Here is a 16,055-nt window from a genome sequence, read left to right on the forward strand (position 1 = left end):
CTCGTCCGGGACCTACCGGGCCTGATCCCTAGTCGGTGCGGCCAGTGTGCCCAGTCCCGAGAGCTCCCGGCGGGAGTCGATGCCGAGCTTGGCGAACACCTTACGCAGGTGGTACTCGACGGTGCGCGGGCTGATGAACAGCTGTGCACCGATCTCCGGGTTCGTCTGGCCGTCCGCGGCGAGACGGGCGATCTGCGCCTCCTGCGGCGTGAGGACGTCGCGCGTCTCGCTCGTGCGCCGGCGAACGGTCTCGCCCGTCGCCAGCAGCTCACGCCGCGCACGCTCGGCGAAGGCCCCGGCGCCGAAGTCGGCGAACCGCTCGTGCGCGGTGCGCAACTGCTCGCGCGCGGCCACGCGCTGACCGGTTCGGCGCAGCCACTCGCCGTAGAGCAGGTGAGCGCGGGCGAGCTCGACGCGGATCCGGGTCCGGCCGAGCCGCTCGATCGCCTCGCGGTAGAGCGTGTCGGCGCGATCGCCCTCGCTGATGAGCGCCTCGGAGCGCGCGAGGACACCGAGCGCCCAGTCCGTCCCCGCTGCGCGCGCACGCTCCTGAAGGCGCTGCAGCGCGGAGGCGGCGAACTCCGGCCGGCCGCCGCGCGTCGCCGCCTCGATGAGCTCGACCAGCGACCAGCCGACGTACATCTGGTCGTCATCTTCGCTGCCGCGCAGGGCTCCGTCGATGGCCGCGTCGTAGCGGCCCAAGCCGTTGTAGAGGATGCCGATGCAGCAGCCGGCCATGGCGAGCACGCGTCCCTCGCCGCGAACGGTCGCATCCGCGTTGCGGGCGTTGATGAGCTGCATCGCCTCCGCCTCGGCGCCCAGCCAGGCGCACAGCCCGAGCCCGCCGAGGACGACACGTGCGCCGCCGGTGGCCGCCCTGATCGCGTCCGACTCCTGGATCGACGCTTCGGACCCGGGGAAGTCCCCGCTGAACATCTGCAGGCCCGCCAGGAACGGGAGGGACATCGCGAGCGTGGTGAGCGCGCCGGTCTCGCGCGCCAGGCGCACCGAGCGGGTGGCGAGTGTCTCGTAGGCGTCGTCATCCCACAGCTCGAACACCGTCATCGACTGGACCACCGGACAGAGCGAGAGCCAGCGCAGGGTCGCTTCGCGATCGTCGAGCCGCTCGTCCATGAACCCCTGGAGCGCTCGTCTCAGCGGCGGCGCGCCTGCGCCGGGTCCCTCCGTGAACCGCGTCGCCATCCCGTCGAGGATGCGGTCGATCGATCGTGGCGGCCGCGGTGCCGCGGGCGCGGCACGGGCTGCCTCGGCGGCCTCGCGCACGCCCGAGACGGCATTGAGCCGACCGGTGATCAATGCCGCCTCGAGGGCCTTGAGGTAGGTCTCCCGCGCCGCTGCCGGGTCGAGCGTCTCGAACGCTCTGGCGGCGTCGAGGAGGAGTGGCGGCGCGTCGTTCCCGCGCCTGAGCACGAATACGATCTCCGCGCGCAGGCGGGCGAGCCGCGCCCGTTGAAGCTCGTCCAGCGGGCACTGCTCGGCGCCTGCCAGAAGCGTCTGGGCGAACTCGAGCGCCCCCGACTCGAACTTGGCCTGCGCCGCGGCCAGCGCGCGCTCGCCGCGCCGCGCCGCGTCAGGTGTCAGCTCCGCCGCCCGCGCGAGAAAGGCCGCGGCTGCGGCGACGCCCCCGCGAGCCTGCGCGCGTCCGGCGGACCGGACGAGCTCCTCGGCGACCGCTTCGTCGCGTCCCATGGCGGCCTGCGCGCGATGCCACGCCCGGCGGTCGGGGTCCAGCCGCGGGTCGGTCGCGTCGGCCAGGGTGCGATGCGCGTCCCGCCGGTCAGGCGCCTTCGCCGCCCGGTACGCGGCGGACCGCACCAGCGGATGGCGAAAGCGCACGCGGGCACCGATGTCGATCAGCCCCGCGGCCTCGGCCGGTGCCGATGCTCTCGGTTCGATGCCGAGCAGGTCCGCGGCGCGCCGGAGCAGCGTGACGTCGCCGACGGGCTCGGCGGCCGCGAGCAGCAGCATCTGCCGGGTGGCCGACGGGAGCGGGCGCAGCTGGTCGACGAAGCCCTGCTCGATGCGGCTGATGAGCGGCATCGAGCCGGGCAGGCCGAACCCGCCGGCGACCGCGGCGGGCGTCAGCCCGCGTGGGAGCTCCAGCAGCGCGAGCGGGTTGCCCGACGCTTCGGCGAGGATCCGGGCGCGCACGCGCTCGTCAAGCGGTCCGGGGATCGTGGCGTCGAGCAGCATGCGAGCGTCGTCGGCGGCGATGCCACCGATCGCGAGCTCGGGCAACCCGCCCAGCGCGTGCTCCTCGCCGTCCTCGCGCACCGCGAACACCAGCCCGATCGGTTCCGCCAGCAGCCGGCGCGCCACGAAGGCCAGCGTCTCGGCCGAGACGCGATCGAGCCATTGCGCGTCGTCGACGATGCACAGCAGCGGCTGCTGCTCGGCGACGTCGGCGAGCAGGCTCAGCACCGCCAAGCCGACCATGAAGCGATCCGGCGGCGGCCCCGTGTCGAGTCCGAACGCGGTGCTGAGGGCGGTGCGTTGCGGGCCCGGAAGGCCACGCAGGTGGGTGAGCATCGGCGCGCACAGTCCGTGCAGCCCGGCGAACGGGAGCTCCATCTCGGACTCGACGCCCGCCGCGCGGGCGATCCGAAAGCCGGCGGCTGCGCCCGACAGGTGCTCGAGCAGCGCGGTCTTGCCGACCCCCGCCTCGCCGCGCAGGACCAGCACCCCGCTCTGACCCAGCCGCACGCAGGCGACCAATCGCTCCAGCGAATCGCACTCGCGCTGCCGTCCCAGTAGTCCCGGTCGTGGGAGGGGCGAGTGGACCATGGGCGATCCGCATTATCGTTGACACGCGGTCAGAAATCAGAGAGGGTTTTATGGAATTTTGGCCCGTGATCCCTCGTCTGTACCCCTGTAAGCCCACGTCCTGAGAAGGAGCACCACCATGAGCACAGTTGAATCGACGGCGGATAACGGGGTCAACGTCCAGGCCCTGCTCGACGCGCGCAACGCGCTCACCGACGCGCCCGCCGCGGCCGACTTCACGTGGCGCGCGAGCAACGAGTGGGTGTGGGGCACGCACAGCAAGACGACCATCGAGCAGTTCAGCGGCCTCGGTGAGGAGCATTCGCACAAGTCGAGCTTCAGCTACGAAGCCGACCACCCGGAGGTCTTCGCCGCCGAGGACAAGGCCCCGACTCCCGTGGAGTTCCTGCTCGTGGGCCTTTCGAGCTGCCTCACCGCCGGCGTCGCCGCCGTCGCGCAGAACCGGGGCATCCAGCTCAAGTCGGTCCAGTGCACGATCGAGGGCGGCATGAACATCCTCGGCATCCTCGGCGCCGATCCCGAGGTGCGCAACGGCTTCTCCGACATCCGCGTCAACTACAAGATCGACGCCGATGCGACCGCCGACGAGATCGCCGCTCTGGTGGCCCAGTCGCAGAAGCGCTCGGCGGTGTTCGACGCGATCACCAACCCGACCAACGTCTCCGTGACGGTCGGCTGAGCGCGCGGTCACCCTGCGCATCCCTGTCGTTGTCGTCGGGGCCGGCCACGCCGGCCTCGCGGTGAGTCACGTCCTCACGGAGCGGTCCGTCGACCATGTCGTCCTCGAGCGAGGCGAGGTCGCCAACACCTGGAAGACCGAGCGCTGGGAGTCACTCCGGCTGCTCACCCCCAACTGGCTGACCCGTCTGCCCGGCGGCGCGGCGTATGACGGCGAGGACCCCGACGGGTTCATGGCGGTCCCCGAGCTGATCCAGTTCCTCGACCACTACGCCGAGCACGTCAAGGCGCCGGTGCGGACGCACACCCCGGTCACGTCGGTAGCGCGTGGCTCCGAGGGCGGATACGTCGTCGAGACCGACACGGAGACGTGGGCGGCGACGGCGGTCGTCGTGGCCAGCGGGGCGTTCAACCAGGCACGCGTGCCGGCGGTCGCGGCGTCGGTGCCGCCCGAGCTCGACCAGCTGACCCCGCTCGACTACAAGCGGCCCGACCAGCTCCGGCCCGGCCGTGTGCTGGTCGTGGGGGCGTCGGCGACCGGCATCCAGATCGCCGACGAGCTCCTGCGCGCCGGGCGAGAGGTCACCGTTGCCGTCGGCGAGCACGTCCGCATGCCCAGGACCTACCGCGGCCGGGACATCATGTGGTGGCTCGAACAGACCGGCCGGCACGACGAGCGCTACGACGAGGTCGACGACCTGGTGCGCGCGCGCCACGTGCCCTCGCCACAGCTCATCGGCACGCCCGATCGCGCCGACCTCGACCTGAACGCGCTGACGGCGAACGGTGCGGCGCTGGTCGGGCGGCTCAGCGCGGTGAACGGCGGGATCGCCGCCTTCTCCGGTTCGCTGCGCAACGTCTGCGCGCTCGCGGACCTCAAGCTCAACCGCCTGCTCGACGCGATCGACGAGTGGGCGGCCGCGGCCGGGATCGACGGGCAACCCGGCCCGCGCCCTGAGCCGACCCGGGTCGAGGAGCGCCCGCAGCTCATGATCGACCTCGTGGCCGCCGGCTTCGACACGGTCCTGTGGGCGACCGGGTTCCGCGCGGACTACTCGTGGCTGCAGGTGCCCGTGCTCGACCGCAAGGGCGAGATCCGCCACGACGGCGGCGTGGTCCGCGACGCTCCCGGCCTCTACCGGATCGGGCTCAACTTCCTGCGCCGGCGCAAGTCGAGCTTCATCCACGGCGCCGAGGACGACGCCCGGGACATCGTCGACCACCTGGCGGGGTACATAAACGTGAACGGCCGGTAGCGGAGTTTGGCAGGGGGATGCGGCAAAACTCGGTCGCTTTCCGCCCGTTCCCGGTTGACATCTGCCTCAGCAGCGCGTATCCCTAACTGCGGACGGAGCAGTCCAGATCCGTCCAGCCAGTGACATGCGGATAGGAGGGGCTCAGTGCTCGTACCGACGACGAGTCGATGGTCGCTGCACGCGACCGCACGCGCGAAGAGGCGATGGACCGGGGCGGGGTTCGTGCTCGCGGCGGTCATAACCGCGGTGCTCGCGTTCCCGCCGCTCTCGCGAGCCGACGGTCCGAGCCCGACCACCAACGCGGACTTCACGACGCTGCTGGACGGGACGCTCACGGGCACCCCCGCCTCATTCGACAAGTGGCTGATGTCGGGGCCCGGCGCGTTCGTCCCCTATGGCGACAACGAGGGCTTCGCGACGACCGGCGGCCTCGGAATGCTCTGGTACCCGAAGGACTTCGGCGACGCGATCTTCCGGATCAACTACCGCGACGTGCGGACCGCCACGACCGGCTATTCCAACGGCGGCATCATGGTCGGGTTCCCGGCAGAGCAGATCTGCACGCCGCTGTATCCGACGACGCCGGCCTGCACCCATCAGGTGCCGTACACCGAGCGCCCCGCCACCTGGACGTACAACTGGGCCGGCCTGCCCGGCCCGTTCCCGCCGGCGCAGACGTACACCAACAACCCGGCGCTCGGGGACCCGGCGTCCGGTCTCGGGCACGCCTGCGGGCAGATCGGCACCGCCCAGACCAACACGGCGTGGGTCGCGGTCTACTGCGGCAACGAGATCCAGGTCAACGACTCGCCCGACATGCCGGTCTTCACCGGCGATCCGATCAAGACCGGCTCGGTCTACAACATGCGCGACCTCAGCGCGCAGTCGGGCTTCGGCGGCTCCGGCGCGCAGGGCCGGCTGGACGCCGATGTGGCAGCGGGCTGGAAGCCCGGCACTCCGCGCGCGTGGCATCAGATGGAGATCCAGAAGATCGGCCAGCAGTGGACCGTGTTCGTCGACGGCCACCTCGTCAACCAGTACGACAACGCGATCCCGCTGCAGCCCAAGCGCGCCGGCGACCCGCCCAGCTCGGCGCGGGAGTTCGCGGGCTCGACCCTCGGCCTGCAGAACCACGGCGGCAGCGATCACATCGAGTACAAGAACGTCCAGGTCAAGGAGATCGCGAGCCCGCCGCACAGCGTCGCCGCACCGCAGATCGCGGGCATGAAGAAGGTCGGTGGTGAGTTGACCTGCCTGCCCGGCGAGTGGCAGAACGCGACGCCCGCCAACGTGAGCTACCAGTGGTTCCGCAGCAATGACGCGTCGCAGACGATCGGCGCGCTCGCTCCGACGGAGACCGAGTACGACAGCCAACTGGTCGGCACGGACGCGAAGTACACGGTGACGGCCGCCGATCTCGCCACCGGCAAGATCCTCTGGTGCCGCGTGTCGGCCTCGACCGACCAAGGCACCGTCTACGCCTATGCGGAGGCGCCCGTCGATCATCCGCTCGGCGTCAGCGGGACCGTGCCGGCGACGCTGGCACTGACGCTCGGCGCACCGGCCTCGTTCGGCGCGTTCACCGCGGGCGTCGCGCACGACTACACCGCGTCCAGCACCGCGACCGTCATCTCCACCGCCGGCGACGCGACGCTGACCGTCGCCGACCCGAGCCCCACTGCCACCGGACATCTCGTCAACGGGGCCTATTCACTGCCGGTGGCGCTGCAGGCGTCCGCCGGGGGCGCGTTCGCGAACGTCGGCGGCTCCGACGCACCGACGATCTTGAAGACCTGGTCCGCACCCACCTCCAACGAGGCGACGGCGGTCAACTTCAAGCAGTCGATCGGCGCCAACGACGCGCTCCGCACCGGGAGCTACAGCAAGACGCTGACGTTCACGCTCTCAACCACGACGCCGTAGCCGACGGACCGACGGTGGCGAGCGGCGCTCCGCCGCTCGCCGCCCCGGGAGCGCCGCGACCTTACGCTTCCGCGAGCTCGATGCGCGAGGGGCCGATGTGTCCCTTCGGATGCAGAACAAAGCTTTCGATCGACAGGCCGTCGACCTCGGTATCGATGCCGCTGAGGAAGCTGCGCACCTTGCGACCGGTGATCCGCTCGATCGGCTCGCAGAATCCCCTCACCGTCGCGTACTGAAAGAAGATCCGCATGTTTCGAACGCGTTCGTGCTCTCCGAGCTTGACCAGGTTGCGCTCGGCCGGCGTGAGCGTGCGCTCGAGGTACACGACCAGGCCGTCCGGGCCGGCCCAGTGTGCACGAGCCTTTTCCGGGCCGCGGCCGAACTGGTCCTTGTACACGCGGACCATGGCGTTCGAGATCTCCATGAGGATGGAGGCACCGATCTCCGCGTCGGTGAGTTGCTGCTCTTCGGTGGACATATGGCCACCTTCCTGCTCCTCGGGGTGAGTCCGCTCAAGTCGAGGAGCCTGAGGCGAGAGCGATCTCACCAGACTAGCGCGAACCCGAGTGTTGCTGCAGGGTCGCGATCGCTTGCCTGAGCAGCCGGGAGACGTGCATCTGCGAGATCCCCAGGCGTGCGCCGATCTCCTGCTGCACGAGGTCTTCGCCGAATCGCAGGCGCACCACCTCCCGCTCACGCTCGTTCAAGCACGAGAACAGCCGCTCGAGATCGGCAGCCTGCTCGGCACGCACAAAGCCCGGATCCTCGTCGGCGACGAGCCGCTCACGTACCTCATCGTCGTCCTCGTGCGCGGGCTGGTCGAGCGAGTCCGGGTAGTGCGCGGTGCCGGCCGCGCGTGCCTCGAGAACGTCCTCCGCCGTCGCTTGGCAGGCGTGGGCGACCTCCTCGACCGTCGGGCTGCGCCCGAGTTCGCCGGTCAGTCGCTCGGCGACGACATCCACCCGGAGCGTCAGCTCTTGGATGTCGCGCGGCGGCCGGACCGCCCAGCCGAGGTCGCGGAAGTAGCGCTTGAGCTCGCCCAGGATCGTCGGCACCGCGAACGATGAGAACGCGATGCCGCGCGAGGGATCGAAGCGGTCGATGGCCTTGACCAGGCCGAGGGCCGCCACCTGCTGGAGATCGTCCTCCTCGGCGCGGGTCGAATACCGGCGCGCCAGATGCTGCGCGAGCGCCATGTAGCGCACGACGAGCGCGTCGCGGTCTTCCGGTCGCCGCTCGCGCCGATAGCGCTCGAACAGCACGACGGGGTCCTCATGCCGGCGTGCGCCGAGGCGAAAGGACTCGCGGCGTTGCGGGACGGCAACCGGATCTGTGGCCAAGAACGACAAGGCAGCTCCTACGGGGGACGTTGGGCTCAATCCGACCGCCGAACGTGAGAGCCGATGAAGCGACCCTGTGTCCGCGCTGCCTCACCTCGCTGGTACGACCCTCAATAGGCCGAAACCGCGGGAGACAGTATCGCGGTGCGAGCGGCGCCGGCGAGGGCGGTCACGAACGTGACCCGGCCGTCGCGCTCGGTTTGCACTTCTCCCGTCTCAGGACAGCCCGCCGTGTGATGTCGCGCCGCCGGGGCCATTCGGTTCGCCCGGCGAGGCATTGAAAGGGCGCGAGGAAGCCGGGCACTCCGAACGGGGTCGCTCAGCGGCCTCGCGTCCGCATGCCACTTGAGCCCGCCGGCGCGCAGCTCCGCGGCAGACGGCGGGCGAGACAGGACGGCGGTTGACGGCCCCTCACCGCTGGGGGAGGCTGGTGGCCGTGGAGACGACGATCGCCACCTTCGATGTCTTCCTGTCACACAACAGCCGTGACAAGGACACGGTCGAGCGGATCGCGGAGCGTCTCCGGAGCGCCGGGGTCAATCCCTGGCTGGACCGGTGGGCGCTGGTCCCGGGCGGCGAGTGGCAGCACGAGCTCGGCGCGGGGCTCGAGGCCTCGGAGGCATGCGCGGTGTTCGTCGGGCCGAACGACCTCGGCGACTGGGAGTTGCAGGAGGTCGCGCTGGCCGTCGATCGCGCGGCGACCGAGCGCGGTTTCCGCGTGTTTCCCGTGCTGCTTCCCGGCGTCCAGGAACCGTTCGAGCCCAACCGGCTGCCCCACTTCCTGCGCACGCGAACCTGGGTCGATTTCCGGCGCGGGCACGAGGACTCGCGTGCGCTCCAGGATTTCATCCACGCGGTGCGGGGCATCCCGTTCGGCCCCTCGGTGGTGGTCCGCAGTGACGACATCTGCCCGTACCGCGGCCTGCAGGTGTTCGATGCCGAGCACGCCGAGTTCTATTTCGGGCGCGACGCGGAGATCCAGCGGCTGCTGGAGAAGCTGAAGACCGACCGCTTCCTCGCCGTGCTCGGGCCGTCCGGGAGCGGCAAATCGTCGCTCGTGCGGGCGGGCCTGGTGCCGGCTCTGGCGCTCGGCGGCGCGCACCACGCGGTGGTGCGCCCTGGCGCGGCGCCGCTGACGGCGCTCGCCGCGGCGGTGGCCGGATTGGCGCCCGGGACCGCGATGCAGGCGACGCTCGACGCGCTCGCCGGCGATCCCCGCACGCTGCACCTCGCCGTGGTGCAGGCGCTCGGGACCCAGGCGCGGCTCGTGCTGGTCGTGGACCAGCTCGAGGAGGCGTTCACCCTGTGCACCGACGACGCCGAGCGGCGCGCGTTCTTCTCCACCCTGCTGTTCGCTGCGGCCGCGCCCGGCGGTCCGTGCGTCGTCGTGCTGACCCTGCGCGCGGACTTCTACCCGCGCTGCGCCGCCTACCCGGAGCTGTCACAGCTGGTCAGCGGCCAGCAGTTCCTGGTCAGCCCGATGGACCGCGCCGCGGTGCGCCAGGCGATCGAGGAGCCCGCCCGCCGTGTCGGGCTCGAGTTCGAGGAGGGCCTGATCGACACGATCCTCGACGACGCAGGCTCCGGCCACGGGTCGTTGCCGTTGCTCGAGCACGCGCTGCTGGAGCTGTGGGAACGCCGGCGCGGACGGATGCTGACCCTCGAGGGGTATCGCGACGCCGGTGGCGTGGAGGGCGCGCTGGCCCAGCGCGCCGACGAGGTGTTCGCGCACCTCACCTCCGCCGAGCAGGAGCTCGCCCGCCGGGCGCTGCTGCGGCTGACGCAGCCCGGCGAGGGCACCGAGGACACGCGCCGGCGCGCGCCGTTGTCCGAGCTCGCGGGCAACGAGCCGGCCGTCGACGAGCTCGTGGCCGCGCGCCTGCTGACCATCGACAACGACGAGGTGGAGGTCTCGCACGAGGCCCTGATCCGCGCCTGGCCACGGCTGCGCGGGTGGATCGACGCCGACCGCGCCAACCTGCGCGTGCAGCGCCGGCTGACCGACGCCGCGCGCGAGTGGGACCGGCTGCAGCGCGACGACAGCGCGCTCTACCGCGGCGCGCGGCTGGCGGAGGCGCGCGAGTTCCGGGGCGACCTCAACGCGCTGGAGCGCGAGTTCGTGACCGCCAGCGCGGCGTTCGCCGAGCGGGAGACCCGCCGCACGCGCCGCCGCGTCCTCACGGTGGTCGGCACGCTGCTCGCCGGTTTCCTGGTCGCCGCCGGCGCGGCCGTCGTCGCGCTCGACCAGAAGGCGACCGCGCAGCGTCAGCGGACGATCGCCCAGTCGCGCGAGCTGGCCGCCTCGTCGCTCCTCCAGCTTCCGGACGATCCCGACCTGGGCCTGCTGCTGGCGCGTGCGGCGGCGCACACCGCCCGCACCGCCCAGGCCGAGGACGCGCTGCGCCTGGCGCTGCAGTCGCCGATCCGCTCGACGTTGCGCGGACACCGCGGCGCGGTCAACGACGCCGTGTTCAGCCCCGACGGAAAGCAGGTCGCCAGCGCGGGCAGCGACGGCACGGTGCGGCTGTGGGACGCACGGAGCGAGCGACCGGGCCCGGTCCTGTCAGGTCCCAGCACGCCGCTTTCGGTGCTCGCCTTCAGTCCCGACGGGAAGCGGCTTGCGGCGGGGGCGGACAACGGCGACGTGTGGGTGTGGCCGGTCGGCGGCGGCCCTGGACGTCGACTGCGTGGCCAGATCCAAGGTGTGTCCGGCGTGGGCTTCAATGCCGACGGTTCGCGGCTCGTCAGCTGGAGCAGCGACCATACGGCGATCCTCTGGGACACGACGACGGGGCGGGGGATCGCCCGGCTCGGAGGGGAGCCCGTCTCCGCAGCGATGACCGCCGGCGGAACGGTGAGCCGCGAGCACGACATCGCGGCTGCGGCGTTTGCGTCCGGCGGGCGGTTGGTCACCGCGGGCAGCGACGGCGTCAGAGTGTGGGATGCACGCACCGGACGCTCCGAGGGGCGCTGGACGCGTCGCATGACGATGCAACTGATCGCAGCCGGGGACCGCGTTGTGACCGCGGACGATGTCACCGTTCGCGTCTTCGATGCGGCGACGGGCCGCCAGATCGCCAGCCACGCGGAGAGCGGCGGGCTGCTGAGCGCCGGCCCGGACGGTCGGCGGATCCTGCTCTCCGGCCGGGTATGGGACGTCGATCGCGACCGCACCGTCACGCTCCAGGGAACGCTCGGCTTCTCCGGGGCGTTCGACCCGGCGGGCGACCTGCTGATCACCGTGGAGTCCGACCGTGCCGCGGTGCGGGACGCTGCGACCGGCACCCAGCTGGCGGCGCTGAACGCCGGCACGCCGCCATCGGCCGGGGTCTTCAGCCCCGACGGACGCCGCGTCGCGACGGTGTACGGAGATGGGACGGTGCGCCTCTGGACGCCGGGCGTGCGACGCCTGCAGGGCGGCGAGGACCTGCAGGCGACGGTCAGCGTCAGCCCGGACGGGCGGCTGGCCGCGAGTATCTCATCGGCGCCACGGCCCGTCGTATGGGAGCTCGCGAGCGGACGGTTGCGGCTTGGCCGGGCGAGTGGCACCGGACGCGGCTTCGAGGGCTGGGCGTCCTTCACGGGAAACACGACCCTCGCTTACGACGGGAACGTCAACACCCGGGGCCGCATCACGATCGTCGACGCCACCACGGGCCGGTCGCGGCGCCCGATCAACGGCGTGGTGATCAGCGCGGACGGGCGGCGGGTCGGCGACCTGCCGCCGTTCTATGCGGGCGACGACACGCCCGGGCCACTGCGGTTCACCGATCTCCGCAGCGGCGTGACGGTTGAGCGGACGGTCAAGCCCGCGGTGTTGGGCGCGCTCAGCGGCGACGGGCGCCTCGCGGCGCTGACGACCTACGACGGCCTCGAACTCTGGGACACGAGAACCGCCACCCGGCTCCGACGGCTCGCGGCCGATGCCGATGCCGATGCCACTGCGTTCTCAGCGGGAACGAGCCGGCTGATCGGCAAGAGCGACAGCCAGTTCCTGGTCTGGGACCTGCGGACCGGTCGCGCGACGCGGCTCGCGGGGAACGCCGATACCGACGACGGTGCCGGGTTCAGCGCCGACGGGCGGTTCGCGCTGACCTGGACCCCCGACGCCACGCGCGTGTCCGACCCGGCTGGCGGGCGCACGCTGGTCACGCTCCCGGGCTCGGAAGCGGCCGCGATGGTGCCCGGCGACCGCGAGATCGTGACGGTGGGAGCCGGACCTCCGGTCGTCCGCAGCTGCGAGGCCTGCGCCGGCTGGGACGAGCTCGTCCGGCGGGCGGACGCGCGGGCGCTGCGCCCGCTGACCGCCGCCGAACGGCAGCGCTTCGGCGGCTAGCGCGTGGCGTGGTCCTCAAGTGGGTGGGCACGCTCTCCACCTGGGGTCACTTCCTCCTGTGGCGCGACAGCCGAGAGCATCGGCGCATGTCCCGCCACCCCGTCGCCCTCGCTGTCGCCGGCCTGCTCGCCTGCGCCGCGCCGGCGCACGCTCAAGACCCGGGAGCGCGCATCATCAACCCGGACGGCGCGATCACGGTGCCCTACCAGGTCGCGCTCGCGCAACGTACGCTCGACGGTGACGGCAACGTCGCGGTGTTCTGCGGCGGCACGGTGCGCGATGCGGCGCACGTGATCACCGCGGCGCACTGCTTGGAGGGCGAGACGACCGATGCGCCGGGCGAGTTCCTGGTCGTGGCCGGCCTGTTCCAGCGCTCGGACCCGAGTGTGGCGCAGGTCGTCGAGGTGGCGGCGATCACGACGCATCCCGCGTATCGGGGTGCTGACACCGGGAATGACTTCGGCATCCTCACGCTCGCCGAACCGCTCCGGCTGACGCCTGGCGCCGTGCCGTTCGATCCGCCGGGGACCGTCGGCGCGCTGGCGGTGGGAGCCGCAGGTGGCAACCCGGTCGGGCGCGCGCTGATCTCGGGTTGGGGCGACGTGGACCCGGATCAGGACAACGCCGTCCAGCCCGACCCGCTCGTCGGTGCGATCGTCGACCTCAACGCGGACTGCTCGGCGTACGGGCCCGCCTTCATCGCGACCACGATGTTGTGCGCCGGCCGCAGGAACCTCGACGGCACCGTGACCGACACCTGTCAGGGAGACAGCGGCGGGCCGCTGGCGCGCATCAACCCGCAGCAGAACGGGGTCGTCGACCTGGCCGGCATCGTCAGCTTCGGCAACGGCTGCGCGCAGGCCGGGTTTCCGGGCATCTACACGCGCGTCGCGAATCCCGACATCAATGCCCGGCTGCGGCAGAGCGACCCGCCGGCGCGGGCGGTCATGCTCGCGCCGCCGGCGATCGATGCGCACGACGTGGCGGTGGGCGCGACGCTGACGTGCAACCCGGGCCGCTGGAGCTCGGCGCCCGTCTTCTCGGCGCTCTGGCTGCGGGCGCCGCTCGCTCCGAACGGGCAGCCCGACACGAGCCGGATCGAAGTCGTGAGCGACCGCCCGCAGATCGTCCTGCGGCCCGAGGACGAGGGCTCCCTGTTCGCTTGCGAGGTCCGCGCCACGAACGCCGGCGGCTCACTGACGGCATTGTCCGGCGGAATCGGACCTGTGCAGCCTGCCCGGGCGGGCGGAGCTCAGCCGGGCGCCGGTGCCGGCACGCCGGTCGCGGTCGGCGCCGACCTCTCGGTCCCGACCTCGAGCTTCACGCGCCGGAGCTGCCGCCGCCGGACCTGCCGGCTGACGCTCAAGGTCGACGACCTGGGCGGCGTCGCCGGCACGCGGGTGCGCGCCGGCGCCGTCCGTGTGAGCGGCTGCCCAACGGGACGGAAGGGGCGCAAGTGCCGGCGGCCGAGGACGCTGAGCGCGCGCGACGTCGCGCCGGGCGTCTTCGAGATCGTCGCGCGCGGCCTCGAGCCGGCGCGCTACCGGTTCTCCGCGACCGCTGTGGACGCGGCCGGCAACGCGCAGGCGCGCGCGGCCGTGGTCACCCTGACGGTGCGCAAGACGAAGGCGAGAGCATGAGCGCGGCGCGCGGGATCGCGAGGGCCGTGGCGCTCGCCGCGCTGGCCGGCGGGCTGAGCGGGTGCTGTCAGAGCGGGTGGACGAACTTCATCTTCCGCGCGGCATGCTCGGACGAGTCCGCCGGCCTGCGCGTCAAGCTCGTCGCGCCCGACGAGCCGGTGATCGCAGGTCGGCCGGTGCGGCTCCGGGTGGACCTCACGGCGACCAATCCGTTCCCCGGACAGGCCTCGTTCGAGAGCTACTACTGGGATCTCGACGGCGACCGCGTGACCGACCGGCGCGTGAGCGAACTCGTGTATGGCTGGAGTACCTCGAAGGAGATCGAGCATCAGTTTCCGCGTCCCGGCCGCGTCCGGGTCGGCGTCGAGCTCGTCGCGGGCGAGGGCCGCGACTCCGATGCGCTGCTGATCGACGTGCAGCCGCCGCCGGGGATCGAGTCGGCACCACCGCAGCTCCCGGCCCCGTCACCGTCGCCGGCCCCGCCGGGCAACCTCGCTCCGACGGCCTCGTTCGTCGCGCGTGCGGAGGTGCCGGTCAAGACGCCCTTCGCGCTCGACGCCACTGGGTCGAGCGACGCCGACGGGCGGATCGTTCGCTACCGGTGGGACATGGAGGGCAACGCGGCTCCCGAGCGCGAGAGCTCGAGTCCGATCACGGAATACAGCTACGTCACGGCCGGCACCAAGACCGTCACGCTGACCGTCGTCGACGACCGCGGAGCGACCGGCCAGGCAGTCCGCACGATCGTGGTCGCCGGGGCTCGCGGCGGCGCCCGGGCGACGGCGGCCGCGGCGCGGACGTTCAGCGCGCAGGTGACCGGCCTGGTGCCGTCGCCGGCGCCGAGGCCGACCGCGCGCGGCCTGGCGCTCCCCGCCATGAAGGGGTCCGGCACGATGCGCGCCGGCCTCGGCACTCGCGTCCGCGCGCTGCGGCGCCTGACCCGCTCTCGCTGGCGGGGACGGTTGCGCTTCGCCTTCGATCGCCGCACCGGCACCGCCACCCTGACCGGCAAGGTGCTGGCCACCGGCTCGGGGCGGCGACCACCGCGGGCCTGCCTGCGCGTCGCGATCAGCGCCCCGGCGCTCGCCCCGCCCTCGGGCACGTTGACCGTGCTCGGCGGGACCCGCTCGGCCGCCCGCCTGCGTGGCTCCGCGCACTTCACCGTCGCCCGCGTCGCCGGCAAGACCGCACACCTTCGCGGCACCCACGACTTCCGCACCAGCGGACGCCCACGCGGCCTCGCCGCGTGCCGCTGAGCACGCGCAAACTTACGATTCGCGAAACTAGACGTTTCATCGGCGCAACAATGCGCAGGAGTCCTTTAGCGTCACACCTAACGTGGGCTCGCAAGTGACTGGACCGCTCGATCGCCACGGCAGCTCCGCCGTCGACCTGCGGGCGCGCCTCGATGCCGAGCGCGCCGGAGCGGCGTTCCTCGTCTATCGGGACGTGGAGCGGCGCCAGCGGATCCGGCTCCTCGACCGTGAGCGGCTGACGATCGGCCGCGGTGTCGGCGCTGATGTGCGGCTGGAATGGGACAACGAGATCTCGCGCACCCACGCCGAGATCGAGCGCGTGGGCGACGCGTGGGCGGTGGCCGACGATGGGCTGTCCACCAACGGGACCTTCTGCAACGGAGAGCGCCTGCGCGGCCGGCGACGGCTGGCCGACGGCGACCAACTGCGCTTCGGCCGCACGCTCGTGGCGTTCGGCGCGCCCGCGCTCGCTGACGGCGCGACCACCACCGCGCTGGGCGGCGACGCGCTCCCGGTCACGCTCTCGGACACGCAGCGGCGCGTGCTCGTCGCGTTGTGCCGCCCGCTGCTCGATAGCCCGTTCGCGACGCCGGCGACGAACCAGCGCATCGCCGCCGATGTGTTCCTCGGCGTCGACGCGGTCAAGGTGCACCTGCGCACGCTGTACCGGAAGCTCGGCATCTCCGCGCTGCCGCACAACCAGAAGCGCGCGCGGCTGGTCGAGCTGGCGTTTCAGCAAGGGCTGGTCGCCGAGCACGATCTCAGCGGCGAGTGACGACGGAATACGCGTCCGTCGCCCGGCGTCAAGGGGGGCATCGGGG

General features: G+C 72.2%; 10 protein-coding genes. 7 read left to right on the plus strand and 3 right to left on the minus strand.

Features of this window, described 5'->3' with window-relative positions; translation table 11 throughout:
- Positions 1 to 12 precede the first annotated feature (12 nt).
- The gene (locus tag OM076_RS06030) at positions 13 to 2,805 is read right to left on the minus strand and encodes a helix-turn-helix transcriptional regulator (protein WP_270038584.1); all 2,793 of its coding nucleotides are present in this window, start codon (positions 2,803 to 2,805) and stop codon (positions 13 to 15) included.
- A 118-nt stretch (positions 2,806 to 2,923) separates the two neighbouring features.
- Here OM076_RS06030 and OM076_RS06035 point away from each other — a divergent pair, with 118 nt between their 5' ends.
- The 3 genes from OM076_RS06035 (at position 2,924) to OM076_RS06045 (ending at position 6,662) form a co-directional block, all read left to right on the plus strand.
- Complete coding sequence (locus OM076_RS06035) at positions 2,924 to 3,484, plus strand: OsmC family protein (protein WP_270038585.1); 561 nt, start codon at positions 2,924 to 2,926, stop codon at positions 3,482 to 3,484.
- Positions 3,485 to 3,503: 19 nt separating this feature from the next.
- Positions 3,504 to 4,739 (plus strand): flavin-containing monooxygenase, encoded by a 1,236-nt coding sequence (locus OM076_RS06040; RefSeq protein ID WP_270038701.1) that lies wholly within the window; start codon positions 3,504 to 3,506, stop codon positions 4,737 to 4,739.
- A 144-nt stretch (positions 4,740 to 4,883) separates the two neighbouring features.
- Positions 4,884 to 6,662, plus strand: a complete 1,779-nt coding sequence (locus OM076_RS06045) for a 3-keto-disaccharide hydrolase (protein ID WP_270038586.1) — start codon at positions 4,884 to 4,886, stop codon at positions 6,660 to 6,662.
- Positions 6,663 to 6,723: 61 nt separating this feature from the next.
- Here the strand turns inward: OM076_RS06045 and OM076_RS06050 are convergent, their stop codons facing one another.
- Together OM076_RS06050 and OM076_RS06055 are read right to left on the minus strand one after the other, a co-directional pair.
- A complete protein-coding gene (locus OM076_RS06050) occupies positions 6,724 to 7,140 on the minus strand; it encodes a Na-translocating system protein MpsC family protein (protein ID WP_270038587.1) in 417 nt (138 codons plus the stop codon).
- 73 nt (positions 7,141 to 7,213) lie between these two features.
- Positions 7,214 to 8,002: a SigB/SigF/SigG family RNA polymerase sigma factor gene (locus tag OM076_RS06055; RefSeq protein WP_270038588.1), complete on the minus strand. Its 789-nt coding sequence runs from the start codon at positions 8,000 to 8,002 to the stop codon at positions 7,214 to 7,216.
- A 436-nt stretch (positions 8,003 to 8,438) separates the two neighbouring features.
- Here OM076_RS06055 and OM076_RS06060 point away from each other — a divergent pair, with 436 nt between their 5' ends.
- The 4 genes from OM076_RS06060 (at position 8,439) to OM076_RS06075 (ending at position 16,009) form a co-directional block, all read left to right on the plus strand.
- On the plus strand, positions 8,439 to 12,338 hold the full coding sequence (locus OM076_RS06060; RefSeq protein WP_270038589.1) for an nSTAND1 domain-containing NTPase: 3,900 nt from the start codon (positions 8,439 to 8,441) through the stop codon (positions 12,336 to 12,338).
- 86 nt (positions 12,339 to 12,424) lie between these two features.
- The gene (locus tag OM076_RS06065) at positions 12,425 to 13,978 is read left to right on the plus strand and encodes a S1 family serine peptidase (protein ID WP_270038590.1); all 1,554 of its coding nucleotides are present in this window, start codon (positions 12,425 to 12,427) and stop codon (positions 13,976 to 13,978) included.
- The gene (locus OM076_RS06070; protein WP_270038591.1) at positions 13,975 to 15,234 is read left to right on the plus strand and encodes a PKD domain-containing protein; all 1,260 of its coding nucleotides are present in this window, start codon (positions 13,975 to 13,977) and stop codon (positions 15,232 to 15,234) included. The genes OM076_RS06065 and OM076_RS06070 overlap by 4 nt, the downstream gene beginning before the upstream one ends.
- A gap of 94 nt (positions 15,235 to 15,328) precedes the next feature.
- Positions 15,329 to 16,009 (plus strand): FHA domain-containing protein, encoded by a 681-nt coding sequence (locus OM076_RS06075; protein ID WP_270038592.1) that lies wholly within the window; start codon positions 15,329 to 15,331, stop codon positions 16,007 to 16,009.
- Positions 16,010 to 16,055: the final 46 nt, after the last annotated feature.

This window comes from Solirubrobacter ginsenosidimutans (assembly GCF_027587205.1).